General features: G+C 72.5%; 12 protein-coding genes and 1 pseudogene. 8 read left to right on the forward strand and 5 right to left on the reverse strand.

The annotated features are described in order from the left end of the window. Positions 1-29: 29 nt before the first annotated feature. The 3 genes from R7226_RS08115 to R7226_RS08125 are packed head-to-tail and all read right to left on the reverse strand — an operon-like array spanning position 30 to position 4934. Positions 30-1424: an FAD-dependent oxidoreductase gene (locus R7226_RS08115; protein ID WP_318596566.1), complete on the reverse strand. Its 1395-nt coding sequence runs from the start codon at positions 1422-1424 to the stop codon at positions 30-32. 9 nt (positions 1425-1433) lie between these two features. After that, a complete protein-coding gene (locus tag R7226_RS08120; protein WP_318596567.1) occupies positions 1434-2885 on the reverse strand; it encodes a calcium-binding protein in 1452 nt (483 codons plus the stop codon). A 39-nt stretch (positions 2886-2924) separates the two neighbouring features. Further along, the gene (locus R7226_RS08125; RefSeq protein ID WP_318596568.1) at positions 2925-4934 is read right to left on the reverse strand and encodes a thioredoxin domain-containing protein; all 2010 of its coding nucleotides are present in this window, start codon (positions 4932-4934) and stop codon (positions 2925-2927) included. Positions 4935-4988: 54 nt separating this feature from the next. Here R7226_RS08125 and R7226_RS08130 point away from each other — a divergent pair, with 54 nt between their 5' ends. The 4 genes from R7226_RS08130 to R7226_RS08145 are packed head-to-tail and all read left to right on the forward strand — an operon-like array spanning position 4989 to position 8118. Further along, on the forward strand, positions 4989-5381 hold the full coding sequence (locus R7226_RS08130; protein ID WP_318596569.1) for a Rid family detoxifying hydrolase: 393 nt from the start codon (positions 4989-4991) through the stop codon (positions 5379-5381). A gap of 8 nt (positions 5382-5389) precedes the next feature. Then, complete coding sequence (ilvA, locus tag R7226_RS08135) at positions 5390-6637, forward strand: threonine ammonia-lyase (protein ID WP_318596570.1); 1248 nt, start codon at positions 5390-5392, stop codon at positions 6635-6637. A gap of 54 nt (positions 6638-6691) precedes the next feature. Further along, complete coding sequence (locus R7226_RS08140; RefSeq protein WP_318596571.1) at positions 6692-7231, forward strand: sigma-70 family RNA polymerase sigma factor; 540 nt, start codon at positions 6692-6694, stop codon at positions 7229-7231. Positions 7232-7260: 29 nt separating this feature from the next. Next, the gene (locus tag R7226_RS08145; protein WP_318596572.1) at positions 7261-8118 is read left to right on the forward strand and encodes a DICT sensory domain-containing protein; all 858 of its coding nucleotides are present in this window, start codon (positions 7261-7263) and stop codon (positions 8116-8118) included. On the opposite strand, the gene R7226_RS08150 is transcribed toward R7226_RS08145, so the two are convergent. After that, a complete protein-coding gene (locus R7226_RS08150; RefSeq protein WP_318596573.1) occupies positions 8070-8858 on the reverse strand; it encodes a gamma-glutamyl-gamma-aminobutyrate hydrolase family protein in 789 nt (262 codons plus the stop codon). The genes R7226_RS08145 and R7226_RS08150 overlap by 49 nt on opposite strands. A 61-nt stretch (positions 8859-8919) precedes the next feature. Here R7226_RS08150 and R7226_RS08155 point away from each other — a divergent pair, with 61 nt between their 5' ends. Beyond that, on the forward strand, positions 8920-10590 hold the full coding sequence (locus R7226_RS08155; protein ID WP_318596574.1) for a GMC family oxidoreductase: 1671 nt from the start codon (positions 8920-8922) through the stop codon (positions 10588-10590). A gap of 346 nt (positions 10591-10936) precedes the next feature. Here R7226_RS08155 and R7226_RS08160 read toward each other — a convergent pair. Further along, positions 10937-12616: pseudogene (locus tag R7226_RS08160) on the reverse strand (S8 family serine peptidase); the annotation flags it as partial. 191 nt (positions 12617-12807) lie between these two features. Between R7226_RS08160 and R7226_RS08165 the strand changes: the two are divergent. The 3 genes from R7226_RS08165 (at position 12808) to R7226_RS08175 (ending at position 18565) form a co-directional block, all read left to right on the forward strand. Continuing rightward, entirely contained in the window at positions 12808-14901 is a 2094-nt protein-coding gene (locus R7226_RS08165) for a methyl-accepting chemotaxis protein (RefSeq protein ID WP_318596575.1), read from the forward strand. Positions 14902-14986: 85 nt separating this feature from the next. Then, positions 14987-16189 carry an acyl-CoA dehydrogenase family protein gene (locus R7226_RS08170; protein WP_318596576.1) on the forward strand — a complete coding sequence of 401 codons (1203 nt, stop codon included), beginning with the start codon at positions 14987-14989 and terminating at the stop codon, positions 16187-16189. A 249-nt stretch (positions 16190-16438) separates the two neighbouring features. After that, positions 16439-18565, forward strand: coding sequence for a HAMP domain-containing methyl-accepting chemotaxis protein (locus R7226_RS08175; protein WP_318596577.1), 2127 nt, complete (start codon positions 16439-16441; stop codon positions 18563-18565). The last annotated feature ends 46 nt before the right edge of the window (positions 18566-18611 follow it).

Consider the following 18611-nt stretch of genomic DNA (forward strand, 5'->3'; position numbering starts at 1 on the left):
AGCTTGCCGGCAGTGGAGATCTGCGCAGGCTAACCGCGTGCGGCGGTGCCGTGCGCAATTTCCAGCATTTCGGGCACACGCACGAGCTTGACGCGCGGCCGGCTGTGCGGCTCGCCGAGCGCGCGCTCGTGCGCGTCGATCGCGCTCCAGTCGTCCCACGTGACGAGGTGGGGGACTCGCTCGCGCAGCCAGGCGGCGACCGCCGCGGCGTCGGAGCGCTCCGGCTCGGGGGCGCCGAGCCGGCCGGCGTCACGGTCGGCGACGATCAGGTCGACCGTCTCGTGCGCGTCCTTCTTGTTGGTGCCGATCACGCCGCTGGGGCCGCGCTTGATCCAGCCCACGGCGTACTCGCCGACGGCCCGCTCGCCGTCGTCGCCGACGACCCGCCCGTCGTCGTTGCGGATCAGGCCGCGGCGCTCGTCGAACGGGACGCCGGGCAGCGGCACGCCCCGGTAGCCGATCGAGCGCAGCACGAGGCCGCACTCGATCGTCTCCTCGGCGCCGGTCGGGACGGCGCGCAGCCCGCCGCGCGCGTCGGGCTCCAGCCGGTTGACGGCGACGCGCAGGCCGGCGACGGCGTCGCGCTCGTCGCCGAGGATCTCCAGCGGCGAGCGCAGGAATCTCAGCAGCACACGGTGACTCTTGCCGGCCGGCGGGCGGCCGGCGTACTCCCACAGGATCTCGACGTTTCTGCGGTGCGTCTGGTCCGCGGCGTCGGAGGCGATCCAGGCGGCGGAGTGTGGGTCCAGCTCGACCTCGGCCCGGTCGACGAACACGTCGGCGCGCTTCAGCTCACCCAGCTCCAGCAGCTCCGGGTTGGTGAAGGCGGCCTGCGCCGGCCCGCGCCGGCCGAGCACGACGACCTCCTGCACCCGCGCCTGCGCGAGCGCCTCGATCGCGTGATCGGCGGTGTCGGTCGGGGCGATCTCGCCGGGGTCGAGCACGAGCATTCGCGCGACGTCGATCGCGACGTTGCCGTTGCCGATCACGACGGCCCGCTCGGCGCTCAGGTCGAACTCGCGGTGGGCGTGCTCGGGGTGGCCGTTGTACCAGGCGACGAACTCGGTCGCCGGATGCGAGCCGGCGCGGTCCTCGCCGGGGATCCCGAGCCGGTTGTCGGTCGAGGTGCCGATCGCGTAGACGACGGCGTGGTAGCGCTCCAGCAGCTCCTCGCGTTGCACGTCGCCGCCGAGCTGGACGCCGCCGAAGAAGCGGAACGCGGGATGTCTGGCGGTGCGCTCGTAGGCGCGCGTCACTCTCTTGATCTTCGGATGGTCGGGCGCGACGCCGGCGCGCACGAGCCCGAACGGCGTCGGCAGCGCGTCGAACAGGTCGACCTCGAAACCGGCCTGCAGCAGGAAGTCGCTCGTGTAGAACCCGGCTGGTCCGGCTCCGACGACGGCGACCCGCTGCGCTGATGGCATACGTCGAGCCTAGCCGACCCGGCGGCGCTCGCGCAGGGGTTCCGCGGCCGTCTGCCGCGCCAGCGTGCGGTCGGTGGTCGCGGCCGGCGGCTGCCAGAGGAAGCCGTCATAGCGGCTCGGTCTGCCGACGCGCGGCGTTCGCCCTCCGCGACAGGCGCGCCGCTGCACGACGATCCGCACGAGCGCCCGCGGCGGCTGGCGCAGGACCAGCGTGACCGTCCGCGAGCGGACGCGGCCGGCGCGCATCGGCACGACCCGCCGCGCGAGCAGGCGCGTGTCGGCGCCGGCGCCGCGCAGCGTGAGCGCGAAGCCGCAGCCCGGCGCGTAGTGCGTCCGCCCGGGGTCGAGCGTCAGCCGCAGCCGCGCACCCTCGACGCGCAGATCGTCGACCGTCACGTCGGCGAGCTGGACGGACTCGCAGTCGGGCGCGACGGTCGCCGCCTGAGTCGCGCCCGTGATGCCGTCGCGGCCGTCGCCGCAGCGGACCGGCCCGCTCGGGTCGGCGAAGCTGTCGTCGCCGCTGCCGCCGTCGAAGCTCGCCTTCGACCCCGCGAAGCGGTCGTCGCCGGCGCCGCCGAACAGCAGCGCCCCCGCGTCGCCGCGCAGATCGTCGTCGCCGCCGCGGCCCTCGACGCGGTCGGCGCCCTTGGCGGCGGACGGCACGGGGGAGGTCGCGTTGAGCGCGTTGTCGTGCTCGTCGCCGATCAGCACGTCGTCGCCGCTCCCGCCGTCGGCGTTCTCGATCCCGCTCAGCCGGTCGCCCTCGCCGGGGGCGCCGCCGACGCCGGCGCCGAGGTCGACATGGACGGCGCTCGTGCGCTGGTAGCGGACCGAGTCCTGGCCCGGGGAGTTCGGGTCCCCGGGACCACCGTCGATCAGGTCAGCCGAGAACGGTCCCTCGGGCGGGTCGTCGACGATCGTGTCGCCGCCGGCTCCCGCCTCGATCCGGTCGGCGCCGGCGCCGCCGGCGATGGCGTCGTTGCCAGAGCTGCCGGTGATCACGTCGTCGCCGGGGCCGCCGTCGAGCTTCGCGCCGTGGCCGTCCGTGGCAATCAGCGAGTCGCTGCCGTCACCGCCTTCGATCTCGACGTTGGTCGGCACGAGGCCGACGCGCACCTCGTCGTCCCCGTCACCGGCCCTCAGCACGACCGTGCGCGAGGAGCCGGCGAGGTTGCAGACCGCCGCGCCGTCCGGCAGCGCTCTGCACTCCCCGCCGACGCGGATCGGACCGGCCGCGTCCCTCAGCACCACGCCGCCCGAGCCGGGAGCGATCTCGACGCGGTTGACCTCGCCGGGATCGGCCGTCCACGTGATCGTCGTGACCGACGGCCATTGGCCTCTCGGCGCGTACTCCGCGACGGTCGCGGCCGTCACCGCCGAGGCGCCGGCCGCACCGGGCAGCAGCAGCGGCGCGAGCAGCGCGGCGGCGAGGAGCGAGCGGAGCTGCGTGGGGAGGCGCATGCACTCCGAGACGGCGCGCAGCCGCTCGAGTTGCGCAGATCAGCCAAGCAGCCTCAGCAGCGCGTCCGGGTCGGTGACCGGCGCGCGGCAGGTGAAGCGCTCGCAGACGTAGGCGGCGGCGCGGCCGTCGAGCGCGTGGCGGCCTTCGAGCAGCTCCGGTACGGCGGACGCGTCATCGGCGTGCGCGCCGGGGGCGGAGTCGACCGCGCCCGCCAGCACGACATGCGGGCGGAAGGCGCCGCGGACGGCGCGCAGCAGCGGGGCGGCGCTCTCGGCCGGGCCGACGATCGCGACCTCGTGCACCTCCGACTGCTGGAAGTCGATCGCGCGCAGCAGGTGCGCGAACGCCTGCGGGTGGTTCGCGGCGAGCGGGTGCAGCAGCGCGATCACGCTCTCCGCGCGGCGCTCGTACTCGGCCTCGCCGGTCAGCCGCGACAGCCGCAGCAGGCCGTTGGCGGCCGCCGACTGACCCGACGGGATCGGTGTGTCCTCCAGCTCCTTGCGGCGCGTGACGAGCTGCTCGTGGTCGGCGGCGGTCTGGAAGAAGCCGCCCTGCTCGTCGTCGCCGAACTGCGCGATCGTGATGTCGGCGAGGCGCCGAGCGGCCGCGAACCAGCGCGGCTCGAACGTCGCCTCGTAGAGCGTCAGCAGCGCTTCCAGCAGGTAGGCGTGGTCCTCCAGGTAGCCGGGCAGCGTCGCGCGGCCGTCCTTCCACGAGCGCCGCAGGCGGCCGTCGTCGTCCTGCACCGAGGTCAGCAGGAAGCCGGCGGCGGCGCGCGCGGCGTCGAGGTAGTCGTCGCGCTCCAGCAGCGCGCCGGCCTCGGCCAGCGCGGCGATCGTCAGCGCGTTCCACGAGGTCAGCCGCTTGTCGTCGAGGCCGGGGCGGACGCGCCTGTCGCGGACCGCCAGCAGCCGCCGTCTGATCTCCGGCAGCTCGGGCGGCTCGGGGGCGCTGCCAGCGGCGCGCACGAGGATGTTGACGCCCTCGAAGTTGCCGCGCTCGCTGGCGCCGTACCACTCGACGGCGGTCGCGAGCAGCGCCTCGTCGCCGCCGAGCGCCGACCGCAGCTCGCCGAGCGACCAGACGTAGAACTTGCCCTCGACGCCCTCGGAGTCGGCGTCGAGCGCGGAGTAGAAGCCGCCCTCGGGGCCGCGCATCTCGCGCAGCGCCCAGTCGAGCGTGTCCTCCGCGACCGCCCGCAGCAGCGGCTCGCCGCTGACCTGCCAGCCGTGCAGGTAGGCGCGCGCCAGCAGCGCGTTGTCGTAGAGCATCTTCTCGAAGTGGGGGACGACCCAGGCGGCGTCGACGGCGTAGCGCGAGAAGCCGCCGCCGAGCTGGTCGTGGATCCCGCCGCGCGCCATCGCGCGCAGCGCGTCGAGCGCAACCGTCGTCTCACCATGGGCGAGCAGCAGCTCGATCGCCGAGGACTGCGGGAACTTCGGCGCGCGGCCGAAGCCGCCGTTGACCGGGTCGGCGTTCTGGCGCAGCGCGTCGACGGCGTCGTCGAGCATCCCCGGGTCGACCATCGCGCCGCTCGGCGCGAGCCGCGCGCCGCCCTCCAGCCGCTCGACGATCCGCGCGCTCTGCTCCAAGATCTCCGCACGTCTGTCGCGCCACGCCGCGGAGATCGCCTCCAGCACCTGACGCCAGCTCGGCATCCCCTGGCGCGCCTCGGGCGGGAAGTAGGTGCCGGCGTAGAACGGCACCTGGTCGGGCGTCGCGAAGGCGTTCAGCGGCCAGCCGCCGTGGCCGGTCATCGCCTGCACCGCGTCCATGTAGATCGCGTCGACGTCGGGCCGCTCCTCGCGGTCGACCTTGACGCAGACGAACAGCTCGTTCATCAGCTCGGCGATCTCGGGATCCTCGAACGACTCGCGCTCCATGACGTGGCACCAGTGGCAGGCCGAGTAGCCGATCGAGATCAGCAGCGGCACGTCGCGCTCGCGCGCGGCCGCGAGCGCCTGCGGTCCCCACGGCCGCCAGTCGACCGGGTTCTCCTTGTGCTGCAGCAGATAGGGGGAGGTCTCGTTCGCGAGCGCGTTGGCCATGTCTCGACCCTAGTACGTTGCGGGAACACCACCACCACAGGAGCCCTGCAAGCCGTGTCAACGAACCGCGAGTCCGTCACCGCGATCGGCGCGCCCGCCGCCGTCGGTCCGTACGTCCACGCCGTCCGCGCGGGCGGGATGCTCTACTGCTCGGGCCAGATCCCGCTCCATCCCGAGACCGGCGAGCTGGTCGGCGAGACGACGGCCGAGCAGGCCGGCCGCTGCCTGGAGAACCTGCAGGCCGTCTGCGCCGCCGCCGGGGCGACGCTCGCCGACGCGGTCAAGATCACCGTCTACCTCGTCGACATGGACGACTTCACCGCCGTCAACGAGGTCTACGCCTCCTTCTTCGAGACCGATCCGCCGGCGCGCGTGGCGGTCGCGGTGTCGAGACTGCCGCGCGGCGCGAGCGTCGAGCTCGACGCGATCGTCGCGCTGCCGGGCTGAGGCACGGGGTGACCGTCGACCTGGAGCGGGTGCGCCGGGCGGCGGTCTCCTACGCCGAGGTCGTGCGCGAGACGCCGGTGCTCAGCTCGCGCACGCTCAGTGAGCGGGTCGGCGCGACGATCGCGCTGAAGGCCGAGAACCTGCAGCGGACCGGCTCCTTCAAGCTGCGCGGCGCGCTCGCGAAGATCGCGGCGCTGGAGCCCGAGCGGGCGGCGGCCGGTGTCGTCGCCGGCAGCGCCGGCAACCACGGCCAGGCGGTCGCGTACGCGGCGCGGGCGCGGGGACTGCCGTGCGAGGTCTTCATGCCGATCGGCGCGCCCAACCAGAAGGTCGACGCCTGCGCCGAGTTCGGCGCGACCGTGCGGCTCGTCGGCGCCTCGGTCGACGAGTCGCTGGCGGCGGCGCGCGAACGCGCGCGGCAGACAGGGATGGCGTTCGTCCACCCGTTCGACGACGAGGACGTGATCGCCGGCCAGGGCGGGATCGGGCTGGAGCTGGCGGCGCAGGTGCGCGACCTGCGGCTGGTCGTCGTGCCGGTCGGCGGCGGCGGGCTCGTCAGCGGCGTCGCGGCCGCGTTGAAGACACTGCGGCCGGAGGTGCGCGTCGTCGGCGTGCAGGTCGACCGTTGCGCGCCGGTGCCGGCGTCGCTGGCCGGCGGCGCGCCGATCGCGATCGAGCGCGCGACCCCGACGATCGCCGACGGGATCGCGGTCAAGCGGCCGGGGGAGCTGACCGTCGCGCTGATGCGCAGGTGGGTCGACGAGGTCGTCGTCGTGCCGGAGGACGGCGTCGCGGAGGCGATGGTGCTGCTGCTGGAGCGGGCGAAGCTGGTCGTCGAGGGGGCCGGCGCGGTCGGCGTCGCGGCGCTGCTCTCCGGCGCGGTCGCGCCGGCGGCGGAGGGCACGACGGCGGTCGTGCTGTCGGGCGGCAACGTCGACGCGGGCCTGCTGGCGTCGGTCGCGCGGCGCCACGAGTCGCAGGCGGGGCGCCGGCTGGTGCTGCTGACGCGCGTGCCCGACCGGCCCGGCGCGCTGGCGACGCTGCTCGGCCTCGTCGGCGCCCAGAACGCGAACCTCGTCGACATCACGCACGTGCGCGAGGGGCTCGACCTGCACGTGCGCGAGACGGCGGTCCAGCTGGTGCTGGAGACGCGCGGTCGTGCGCACGCTGACGAGGTGCTGCGTGCGATCGCCGATGCCGGGTACGTGACGAGCACGCTCGCGGAAGGCAGTGGCGACGCGCCAGCTTCAGATTAGGATCCAGAAGTTGGTCGTATAACTACCTTCAACACCATGTTGAAGGAGTGCCCCATGTGGGACCCGCGCGAGTTCTCCGAGACCTACCGCCGCCTGGCCCCTGTCGCCGTTCGAGCCGCCGATCGCGTGCTGCACGATCGCGCGGCGGCGGAGGACGTCGCGCAGGACGTCTTCGCCCGCCTCTGGGAGCGGCCCGGCGCATACGACCCCGCTCGCGGCTCGCTCACCAGCTACGTCGCGATGGTCGCCCGCAGCCGCGCGCTCGACCGCTGGCGCTCACGCCAGGCGGCCGACGCGGCGACCGAGCGGATGTCGCGCGATGTCGAGCTGCAGACCGACGGCAACGCCGCCGAGCTGGCCTACCAGCGGGCGCGCGTCGAGGCCTCGATCGAGGCGCTCGGCGCGGCGCCGCGCGAGCAGCGCCAAGCGGTCCTGCTCGCCTACGGCGCGGGTCTCAGCGCGCGCGAGGTGGCGGCGGCGACGAAGGTCCCCGTCGGCACCGCCAAGAGCCGCATCCGGCTCGGCCTGATCCGCACGCGCGAGGCGCTCGGGATCACGGGCATCGCCGACCCGCCGGTCGGCACGGTCGCCTGACCCCGCGACGGCCGGTAGCGTTGGCGATGATGGCGAGGCTCTCGATCGGAGAGGTGTCGGCGCAGACCGGCGTCGGTGAGGGGACGCTGCGGATGTGGGAGCAGCGCTACGGCTTCCCGACGCCGGAGCGGACCGCCGCCGGCGCCCGCCGCTACAGCGAGCGCGACGTCGAGCTGATCCGGCAGATCGCGCGCGACCGCGACCGCGGGCTGGCGATGCGCGCCGCGATCGCGCGCGCGCAGCAGCCGTCGGGCCGCGACGTCTCCGTCTTCGCCGCGATGCGCAGGGAGGTTCCCGGGCTGATCCCGCAGCGGCTGTCGAAGTGGGCGCTGGTCGCGATCAGCCGCGCGATCGAGGACGAGTCGCTGGCCGCGGCCGAGCGGCCGGTCGTGCTCGCGACCTTCCAGCGCGAGCGCTTCTACCGCCACGTCGAGCGGCGCTGGGAGGAGCTGGCGCGAACGGCCCGGCTGGCCGTCGTGCTGGCCGACTTCCCGGCTCCGGAGATGCCGCTGTGGAAGCCGATCGAGGTGCCGATCGCGCCCGACGTCCCGCTCGTGCGCGAGTGGGCGCTGGTCGTCGACGCGGCCGGCTATGCCGCCTGCCTGTCGGCGTGGGAGATCCCCGACCAGGAGGAGGTCGCCGACCAGGACCGCCTCTTCGAGGCGATCTGGACGGTCGAGCCCGACGCCGTCCGCGAGGCGGCGCGGGTGCTGCTGCGGACCGCGGTCGCCAACGGCCCGGAGCTGCTCGGCAACGCCGAGCGGTTGCTCGACGACGTGCCGCCGGCGCGGGCCGACGCCGTCCGTCAGCTCAACGCGCTGACGAATCGGATGGTCGGCTACGTCGCGCGCGCGGGCGTCGCCGCTCCGCCGGCGACGCCGGTCTGAGCTTCGACGCGGGCGTGACGGTAGGCGCGCGCCTCGTCGACGAGCGCGGCGATCAGACGGCTGCCCTCGTCGGCCTCGGGGTGCCACTGGACGCCGAGCACGAAGGCGTGGTCGCGTGACTCGATCGCCTCCGGCAGCTCGTCCTTCGTCGCCCAGCCGCTGACGACGAGGCCCTTTCCGACCCTGCCGATCCCCTGGTGGTGATGGGACTTGGTGCCGTGCAGCTCCTCGCCGGCGGCGCGCGCGGCGAGCGATCCGGGCGCGAGGCGGACGTCGTGGTCGGCGCCGTCGAAGGTGCCGATCGCCTTGCGGTGCTCGTGGTGGCCGAACTCCTCCGGCAGGTGCTGGCGCAGCGTGCCGCCGCTGGCGATGTTCAGCAGCTGCATGCCGCGGCAGATCCCGAGGTAGGGCAGGTCGCGCTCCATCGCGGCGCGCGTGACGGCCAGCTCGAAGGCGTCGCGCTCGGCCATCGTCTCCTGCGTCTCCGGATGGCGCTCGGCGCCGTAGAGGGCGGGGTCGATGTCGTTGCCGCCGGCCAGGATCAGCCCGTCGACGAGGTCAAGCGCCTCGTGCGGGTCCTGCGTCAGGACCGGGTCGGGGGCGATCATCAGCGCCATTCCGCCGGCGGCGCGGATCGCGTCGAGGTAGTTGGTGGGGGTGAGGGCGGCCTGCTGGTCCCAGACGCTCCAACGGGCGCGTTCCAGCGAGGTGAGGATGCCGATCACGGGACGATTGGCCATCGCCTCAGGGTAACGCGGTTCAAACGTGACGCAGGCGTCACCTTCGTGTACGGTGGAGTCCATGGAGGAGAACCGGCTGGACTACGACTGGCTCGTGATCGGCTCGGGCTTCGGCGGCAGCGTCTCGGCGCTGCGACTGTCGGAGAAGGGCTATCGCGTCGGCGTGCTCGAGAGCGGGCGACGCTTCCGCGACCGCGACTTCCCGAAGTCGAACTGGAACCTGCGGCGCTACTTCTGGCTGCCGAGACTGGGGCTGAAGGGCTTCTTCCGCATCTCGACCTTCAAGGACGTGACGGTCGTCAGCGGCAGCGGCGTCGGCGGCGGCTCGCTCGGCTACGCGAACACGCTCTACGTCCCGCCGAGACGGTTCTTCGACGATCCGCAGTGGGCGGCGCTGAACGACTGGGAGCAGGCGCTGGCGCCGCACTATGCCGAGGCGCAGCGGATGCTCGGCGTCGTCCAGACGACGCTCGACGACCCCGCCGACGACCTCCTGCGCGAGTTCGGCGAGCACCTCGGCGTCGGCCACACCTACAGAAAGACCCCGGTCGGCGTCTTCCTCGGGGAGGCCGGCAAGACCGTGCCGGACCCCTTCTTCGGCGGAGAGGGCCCCGATCGCACCGGCTGCACGCAGTGCGGCCGCTGCATGGTCGGCTGTCCCGTCGGCGCGAAGAACACGCTCGTGAAGAACTACCTCTGGTTCGCCGAGAGACGCGGCGCGCAGGTCGTCCCCGACCGCACCGTGATCGACGTGCGGCCGCTCGGCGCCGCCGACGGCAGTGAGGGCTACGCCGTCACGCACGTCCCCTCCGGCGCCTGGCGCGAGCGCGACAAGGTGACGGTGACCGCGCGCGGCGTCGTCGTCGCGGCCGGCGCGCTCGGCACCAACAGACTGCTGCAGCGCTGCCGCCTCGGCGGCTCGCTGCCGAAGATCTCCAAGCGGCTCGGCGAGCTGGTGCGCACCAACAGCGAGGCGATCCTTGCCGTGACGGTGCCGAAGGACTACGCCGACGACCTCACCAGACGGGTCGCGATCTCCGGCTCGATCTACCCCGATCCCGACACCCACATCGAGACCGTCACCTACGGCAAGGCCGGCGACGCGATGTCGTTCATGTACACGCTGCTGGTCGGCGACGGCACGCGCGTGACACGGCCGCTGAAGCTGGTCGGCGCGGCGCTCAGATCACCGGGCACGTTCGTGAGACTGCTGTGGCCGAACGGCTGGTCGCGCCGCACGATCATCGTGCTGGTGATGCAGACGCTCGACAACGCGATCGCGCTGCGGGCGAAGAGAACGCCCTTCGGCGGGATCCGCCTCACGACCGAGCAGGACGCCGACAGACCGAACCCGACGTACATCCCGATCGCGAACCAGACCGCCGAATGGCTGGCGGAGCGGACCGGCGGCGTCGCGCAGTCGTCGCTGATGGAGGCGGTCAACATCCCCTCGACGGCGCACATCCTCGGCGGCGCGGCGATCGCGGGCGATCCCGAGCACGGCGTCGTCGACGCCAACCAGCGCGTCTTCGGCTACGAGAACCTGCTCGTCTGCGACGGCTCGGCCGTGCCGGCGAACGTCGGCGTCAACCCGTCGTTGACGATCACCGCGCTGGCCGAGCACGCGATGAGCCACGTTCCGCCAGCCGCAGGCAGCGCTGATAGCGCAGCTTCTGCGCTCGGCTCTTCCGCGGCAGCGCCCAGCAGCGGCCGCGCGCCTTCGCCCGCTTGACGCAGAGGGCGCGCTTCGCCGCGCCCCGCACGGTCGCGCAGCGCCGCACCGCGAGGCAGGTTCTGCGGGCCGTGCCGCGCTTGCCGTCGCAGGCCGCGCGCGGCTTCGGCGCGGGGCTCGACGGCGTGAGCGGCGTTGACGGCGTGACGGGCGTCACGGGCGTCACGGGGGTGGGCGGGGGTGTGGTCGGCGGCGGCGTCCCGTCGTCGCGCGGCTGCTCGACCGGCGGGGTGACGACGCCGGCGCCGGCTGCCTGGAGCGCCTTCAGCGCGTCGATGCGGCCGCCCGTGACGGTCTTGCCGGCGAGCGAGCCGGCCGGCACCGTCCCGGCCTTCAGCGCGACGGCGACCTGCGCCGGCGTCAGCGCCGGAGCGGCGGCGCGCACCAGCGCGGCGACGCCCGCGACGTGCGGGGAGGCCATCGAGGTGCCGGACATCGTGCCGTAGTCGTCGGTCGCGCCGGCGACGTGGACGGAGCCGCGACAGACGATCTCGACGTCGTCGACGTAGACGCCGTCACCGGTCGGCGCGGCGCCGTCGTCGTCGAGCGTGAAGCGCACGCCGACGGGGCCGGCGGGGATCTCGTAGAGGTCGCGCTCGGCGCCGTAGTAGGTGGAGCCGTCGCCGCCCGCCAGGGTGTCCAGTTCGATCCAGCCGTCGGCGGTCTGGACGTCGACCCAGAGCTGGTCGCCGGCGGCGAGTCTGTGTCGCACCAGGTAGCTCAGCAGGCACTCTCTGTGAACGCCGGGACCTGCTTGTGTACTTCCGTACAGAACGTTGTGGCTGCCGACTGCGTAGTCGCCGACGCTGTCGGCGGCGGCGTTGCCGAGCGATTCGATCCCCGCCGGCTGGATCGACCAGCTGCCGGGACTCCAGCCGGGGGCGAAGCCCGGCCCGTCGAAGCGCTCGCGCAGCAGCACCTCGTGCGGTCGCGTCGTGCTGAGGATCGAGCTGCCGGGCGCGGCGAGGTCGACGCTTCTCGCGCCGTAGTTGGAGTAGCTGGCGTCGAACTGGCCGTTGGGGCCGAGCGCGGCGACGCAGACGATCGTCGGGGCCGTGGCCGAGCAGGGGAAGTCGGGCCAGCTGTCGTTGTCGCTGGCGTCGTTGCCGGCCGCGACGACCAGCAGCGCGCCGCGCGCGGCGGCCTGCGCCGCCACGTCGTTCCACAGCGCCGTGAAGGCGGCGGTGTCGCCGGGGGAGGCCGGGGCGCCGAGGCTGAGGTTGATCACCGAGGCGCCCTCCTGCGCGGCATAGAGCGCGCCTCTGATCACGTCGCTCATCGAGCCTCTCCCGTCAGTGCCGAGGACGCGCACCGTCATCAGGCGCGCCTGCGGCGCGACCCCGGCGACGCCGACGCCGTTGCCGGCAACCGCCGCGGCGGTCCCGGCGACGTGGGTGCCGTGGTCGTGGTCATCGCTCGGGTCGGCGTCGCCGTCGGCGAAGTCCCAGCCGTGCAGGTCGTCGACGCGGCCGTTGCCGTCGTCGTCGAGGCCGTTGGGCAGCTCGCCGGGGTTGCTCCACAGGTTCGCCGCGAGGTCGGGGTGGACGAGGTCGACGCCGGTGTCGACGACGGCGATCGTCTGGCCGGCGCCGCGGGTGGTGTCCCAGGCGGTGAGCGCGCCGACGTTCGCCAGCCCCCACAGTCGCGGGAAGAGCGGGTCGTCGGGCGCCTGCGCACGGGCGTTCACGGTCAGGTTCGGGACGGCGTAGCGGACGGCCGGCTGGCGCTCCAGGCGATCCGCGGCGGCGTCGAGCGAGCCGTCGACGGCGACGACCTGCGCCCCCGGCAGGCCGAGGCCGCGGTCGAAGTCCGCGCCCGCGCGATCGCGCGCGGCGGCGCGCTCACGGGCGCTGACGCCATCCTCGAACAGCACGATCAGCTCGCCGGAGGCGGCGGTCGTCGTCGCGGCGCCGGCCGGCGCCGGCAGCGCCAGCAGGCCCAGCGCCGTCAGCGCGGCGGCCGTGGTCTTCCTGAACAACGGATAGTCCTGTTCGTGGAGCGTCGACTGTGGAACGGCATCGCACATCCGTGCACTTCAAGTCGGTGATCGCCACCTGCACCCCGAGCTTGATGACTGCCCGACATATGTAACTGCACACGGACAAACGGAAAACTGGCGCACAGGAACTTGCCCGTGTGTCGATGACAGGGAATGTCGCGGGGAGTTCGGAAGGGGGCTCATCGCGCGTATCTCGCCGCAACAGGGGGGAGGCCCTGATGAAATCCAGTATCCGTACGAAGCTGCTCGGCAGCTTCATGATCGTCGTGGCATTGATGCTCGTGCTCGGCTTCGTCGCGATCGCACGCTTCGGCGCGGTCGACAAGGTCGCGACCGACGTCGACGCCAGAACCGTGCCGACGTTGCAGAACCTCGGCTACGTCAACGGCCTCATCCACATGTATCGCGAGGCGCAGCTCGTCGCGCTCTCGAACCCGGCCGCCGTCGACCTGCCGAGACTGCAGGCGACGCTCGACGGCTACGAGCAGACGATCGCCAGATCGTTCGCGGTCGTGAGAGAGAACCTCACGAGCGCGGCCGACCGCGCGACGCTCGCGCGCACGCAGGACGGCTGGGAGAGATACCTCGCCGACGCCCAGCGCGCCTTCGAGACCGAGGGCGACGCGGCGAGAATGGCGGCGCTGAGAGCGGCCGTGATCGACGGTGAGGGCGCGAGCGGGTTCGCGGCGACGACCGAGGCGTCGATCGCGCTCAACGAGGCGGTCGGGAGAGTCTCCGACGCGCAGGTCGCGAAGGTCCACGACGCCGTCGACAGCGGCCGCACCTGGACGCTGGTGCTGATGGCGGCCGGCGCGCTGGTCGCGATCGGGCTGGCGCTGCTGCTCGGCCGCACGATCGTCGGCGGGCTGCGGCAGATGGTCACCGCCGCTCGCGGGATCGCCAGCGGCGACGTCGACCAGACGATCGACGTCAGATCGCGCGACGAGATCGGCCAGACGGCCGACGCCTTCCGCGCGATGATCGCCTACCTCGACGAGATGGCCGACGCGGCGCGGCGGATCGCCGCGGGCGACCTCGCGGTCGAGGTCGTGCCGAAGTCCGAGGCCGACGCGCTCGGCACCGCCTTCGCGGAGATGAGCGCGGAGCTGCGCGCGGCGCTCGGCGACAGATCGTGCCTCGACGCGCTGGTGGTGCGGATGGACTCGATGAGCTCGCACTGCATGATCGACCTGCAGGCGGCGCTGACGGCGGCGCGCGACGGCGACCTGACGGTCGAGGTCACGCCCGTGACGACGCCGCTCTGCGCCGAGGACGGAGCTGAGCTGGGCCGGCTCGGCGGGATCTTCAACGAGATGCTGGACCGCGCGAAGGGCTCGATCGACGCCTACAACGCGATGCGCGAGAGAGTCTCCGGGCTGCTGCGGCAGATCACGCAGGAGACGCAGCACGTCGCGGCCGCCTCGCAGCAGATGGCGACCACCTCGGAGGAGTCGGGGCGCGCGGTCGGCGAGATCGCCTCCGCCGTCGGCGAGGTCGCGGCCGGCGCCGAGCGCCAGGTCCGCACCGTCGGCGAGGCGCGCCTGCTGAGCGAGGAGGTCGTGCTCGCGACCCGCTCCTCCAGCGAGGAGGCGACCGAGACCGCCCGCGCGGCCGAGCAGGCGCGCGCGGTCGCCGAGGACGGCGCCGACGCGATCGCCCGCGCGACCGAGGGGATGCGCGCGCTGGAGCAGATGTCCTCCGGCGTCTCGGAGGCGATGCGCTCGCTCGGCGCCAAGTCCGACGAGATCGGTGGGATCGTGGACACGATCACGGGGATCGCGGAGCAGACGAATCTGTTGGCGTTGAATGCGGCGATCGAGGCTGCGCGCGCGGGTGAGCAGGGTCGCGGTTTCGCGGTCGTGGCGGAGGAGGTGCGCAAGCTGGCGGAGGAGTCGCAGGAGGCGGCCGCGTCGATCTCGGCGCTCGTCGCGCAGATCCAGAGCGAGACCGGTGCCGCGGTCGAGAGAGTCGAGTCGGGCAGCGGCGAGATCGAGCGCGGCGTCGCGACCGTCGACGAGGCGCGCGCGTCGTTCGTGCGCATCGGCAGCTCGGTCGAGGACATGAACGGCCGCGTCGAGCGGATCGCCGCGGCGATCGCGCAGATCGCCGAGCGGACCGTGACGATGGACGGCAACATGACCGAAGTGGCGGCCGTCGCGGAGCAGTCGTCGGCGTCGACCGAGCAGGTCTCGGCCTCGACGCAGCAGACCTCCGCCTCGACGCAGGAGATCGCCGCCTCGGCGCAGCAGCTGGCGCAGAACGCCGAGGAGCTGGGGCGGCTCGTCGGCCGCTTCACGCTCACGCCCGCCTGAGCGCGCCCAATCGGGGTTCTTTCCTGGAGGCCGGGGCTAAGCTCGGCCCTCAGGACATTCCCCGGAACCGGAGCGCTGAACGACGATGGCCGTAGCGATCGACAAGACGGACGAGCAGAAGGCGATCTGCGAGATGGTGCGGCAGTTCGCCGACGAGCAGATCCTCCCGAACGCCGAGCACTACGACCACGCGGACGAGTTCCCCGAGCCGATCGTCGAGCAGATGAAGGAGCTCGGCCTCTTCGGCGTCACGATCCCCGAGGAGTACGGGGGCATGGGGCTCGACCTCACGACCTACGCGATGATCGTCGAGGAGCTCTCGCGCGGCTGGATCTCGATCTCCGGCGTCATCAACACCCACTTCATCGGCTCCTACCTGCTGATGAAGTTCGGCAGCGACGAGCAGAGACAGAAGTACCTGCCGCGGATGGCGACCGGCGAGATCCGCGCCGCCTTCTCGCTGTCGGAGCCGGAGCTGGGTTCCGACGTGGCGGCGATCAAGACGGCCGCCAAGAAGCTCGACGACGGCGCCTACGAGATCAACGGCCAGAAGATGTGGGTCACCAACGGCCTCCGCTCCGACCTCGTCTTCGTGCTCGTCAAGACCGACCCGAACGCCGAGAAGGCCCATCGCGGCATGACCTGCTTCATCGCCGAGAAGGAAGCCGGGGTCGGCGAGAACACGGGTGAGTACAAGGGCCTCAACGTCCCGCCGCAGCTGAGAAAGATGGGCTACAAGGGCGTCGAGTCGACCGAGCTGGTCTTCGACGGCTACCGCTGCCCGGCCGAGAACATCCTCGGCGGCGAGGCGGCCGGCCTCAACAAGGGCTTCCCGCAGATGATGGACGCGCTCGAGCTGGGCCGCGTCAACGTCGCCGCGCGCGGCGTCGGGATCGCCCAGCGGGCGCTGGAGCTGGCGCTGCGCTACTCGCAGGAGCGCAAGACCTTCGGCAAGCCGATCGCCCAGCATCAGGCGATCCAGTTCAAGCTCGCCGACATGGCGACGCAGGTCGACGCCGCCCGCCTGCTGACCAACCGCGCCGCGCGCATGAAGGACGCCGGCGAGCGCTCCGACATCGAGGCCGGCATGGCCAAGCTGTTCGCCTCCGAGGCCGGCCGCTTCTGCGTCGAGGAGTCGTTCCGCATCCACGGCGGCTACGGCTACTCGAAGGAGTACGAGATCGAGCGCCTCTACCGTGACGCGCCGCTGCTGCTGATCGGCGAGGGCACCTCCGAGATCCAGAAGATGGTGATCGGCAAGAAGCTGCTGGAGCGGCACAAGATTTGAGCCGCTTTGCGCCGAGGCCATCTTCAAGTGGTCTCGGCGCAGCATTTCTCGCGACTTCTCTCGGAAAGTCGTGCATCACCGTGGCAGCTTCAGTTCAACCGTTTGAATCCATCCGTGTTTCTCTGTATTTCTGCTGACGGTTAATGGTGAACTTGGCGTAAAGGCGTTCGACACAGTGCCGATCACGGCAAGTGAAAGCCACTCACTTGCGTTCGTGGTCGCGCGGACGCCGACGGCATGCGACCAGGCATGCTGGAAGACACCGAGGAGATCGCTGTGAAGCTGACCGTCAGGACGAAGCTGCTTGGCAGCTTCCTCGCAGTCGTAGCGCTCATGCTCGCAGTCGGGGTCGTCGCGATCGGCAAGATCGGCTCGATCCACGACGTCACGAAGGCGTTCGGCGAGGACACGATCCCCAGCGCGCTCGCCGCGGGCAGCATCCAGAGCGACGTCAACAGAGTGCGCAAGGACCAGCTGCGCCAGGTCAGCAGCGCCGCGCTGCACCCGGAGGACCCGAGATTCGCCGCCGACGCCGCCGAGGCGGTCGAGGAATCGCTCGCGAGCATCCAGGCCGACCTCGCGAGATCGCGCAGACTGGCCGACGACGCCGCCGACCGCGCGCCGCTGGAGCAGTTCGACAGAGCGTGGCTGGCATACCTCGAAGCGGCCTCGCCGTACGTGGCGCTGACCGAGCAGAGAAGATATGGGCCGGCGCTGAGAACGCTGACCGAGGGCACCGCCGACGTCGCCTACGACGACGTCAAGGCCGCGATGGAGGCGCTGACCGCACGCCAGTCGACGGTCGTCGCCGGCCAGAACGACCATGCCGAGTCGGTCGTCAGCTCCGCGCGCGCGCTCGTCTTCGGCCTGTTGGTCGTCGCCGTCGTCGTCGCGCTGACGCTCGCGCTGCTGCTCTCGCGTCAGCTCGGCAACGGCCTGCGCCAGCTGCTCGCGGCCGCCCGCGGGATCGCCGGCGGCGACGTCGACCAGCGCGTCGAGGTCAGAACGCGCGACGAGCTCGGCGAGACCGGCGTCGCCTTCAGGGAGATGATCGCCTACCTCGACGAGATGGCTGTCGCGGCGCGCTCGATCGCGGCCGGCGAGCTGGCCGTCGACGTCCGCCCGAAGTCCGACAGAGACGCGCTCGGCAACGCCTTCCACGAGATGAGCGAGGAGCTGCGCGCCGCGCTCGGCGACAGATCGTGCCTCGACCAGCTGGCCGCGAGAATGGACTCGCTCGGCTCCAACTGCCTCGCCGGCCTCGAGCAGGCGCTGACGGCGGTCGCCGAGGGCGACCTGACACGGACCGTCGAGCCGGTCACGACGCCGATAACCGCCGCCGGCGGCCAGCAGATCGGCAGGCTGGCGGAGTACTTCAACGCGACGCTGGCGAGAACGCAGGCGTCGGTCGTCAGCTACAACGGCATGCGCGAGAAGGTCACGACGATGCTGCACGACATCTCGCGCGAGTCGCAGACGGTCGCGGCCGCCTCGCAGCAGATGGCGACGACCTCGGAGGAGTCGGGCCGTGCCGTCGGCGAGATCGCGGCCGCCGTCGGTGAGGTCGCGGCCGGCGCCGAGCGTCAGGTCCGCACCGTCGCGGAGGCGCGCAGCCTCGCCGAGCAGGTCGTCGGCGTGACGCACAGCTCCAGCAGTGACGCCGAGGAGACGGCGACCGCCGCCGAGCAGGCGCGCGCCGTCGCCGAGCAGGGCGCGGGCGCGATCTCGCTCGCCAGCGACGCGATGGAAGCGGTCCAGACCTCCTCCACCGAGGTCACCGCGACGATCCGCGCGCTCGGCGAGAAGTCCGGGCAGATCGGTGGGATCGTGGACACGATCACGGGGATCGCGGAGCAGACGAATCTGTTGGCGTTGAATGCGGCGATCGAGGCGGCGCGCGCGGGTGAGCAGGGTCGCGGGTTCGCGGTCGTGGCGGAGGAGGTGCGCAAGCTGGCCGAAGAATCGCAGGAGGCCGCTTCCACGATCGCCGGCCTGATCGCCGAGATCCAGCGCGAGACCGGCCATGCCGTCGAGGTCGTCGTCAGCGGTGCGCAGCGCACCTCCGACGGCGTCGAGACGGTCGAGCAGGCGCGCGAGTCGTTCCTCCAGATCGGGACGTCGGTCGAGGACATGAGCGGCCGCGTGCAGCAGATCGCCGCCTCCGTCGCCGAGATCGCCGACACCGCCAGACGGATGCAGCGCAACATGTCCGAGGTCGCGGCCGTCGCGGAGCAGTCGTCGGCGTCGACCGAGCAGGTCTCGGCCTCGACGCAGCAGACCTCCGCCTCGACGCAGGAGATCGCCGCCTCGGCGCAGAGCCTGTCGCGCACCGCCGAGGAGCTGGACCGCCTCGTCGCGCAATTCACCTTGGCGTAAGAAAGCGGTAGGAGCAGGGAGTCTGGCGTCGCCACGCTCCCGCTCC

It is taken from the genome of Conexibacter stalactiti, assembly GCF_033542075.1.
Taxonomy (GTDB): Bacteria; Actinomycetota; Thermoleophilia; order Solirubrobacterales; family Solirubrobacteraceae; genus Conexibacter; species Conexibacter stalactiti.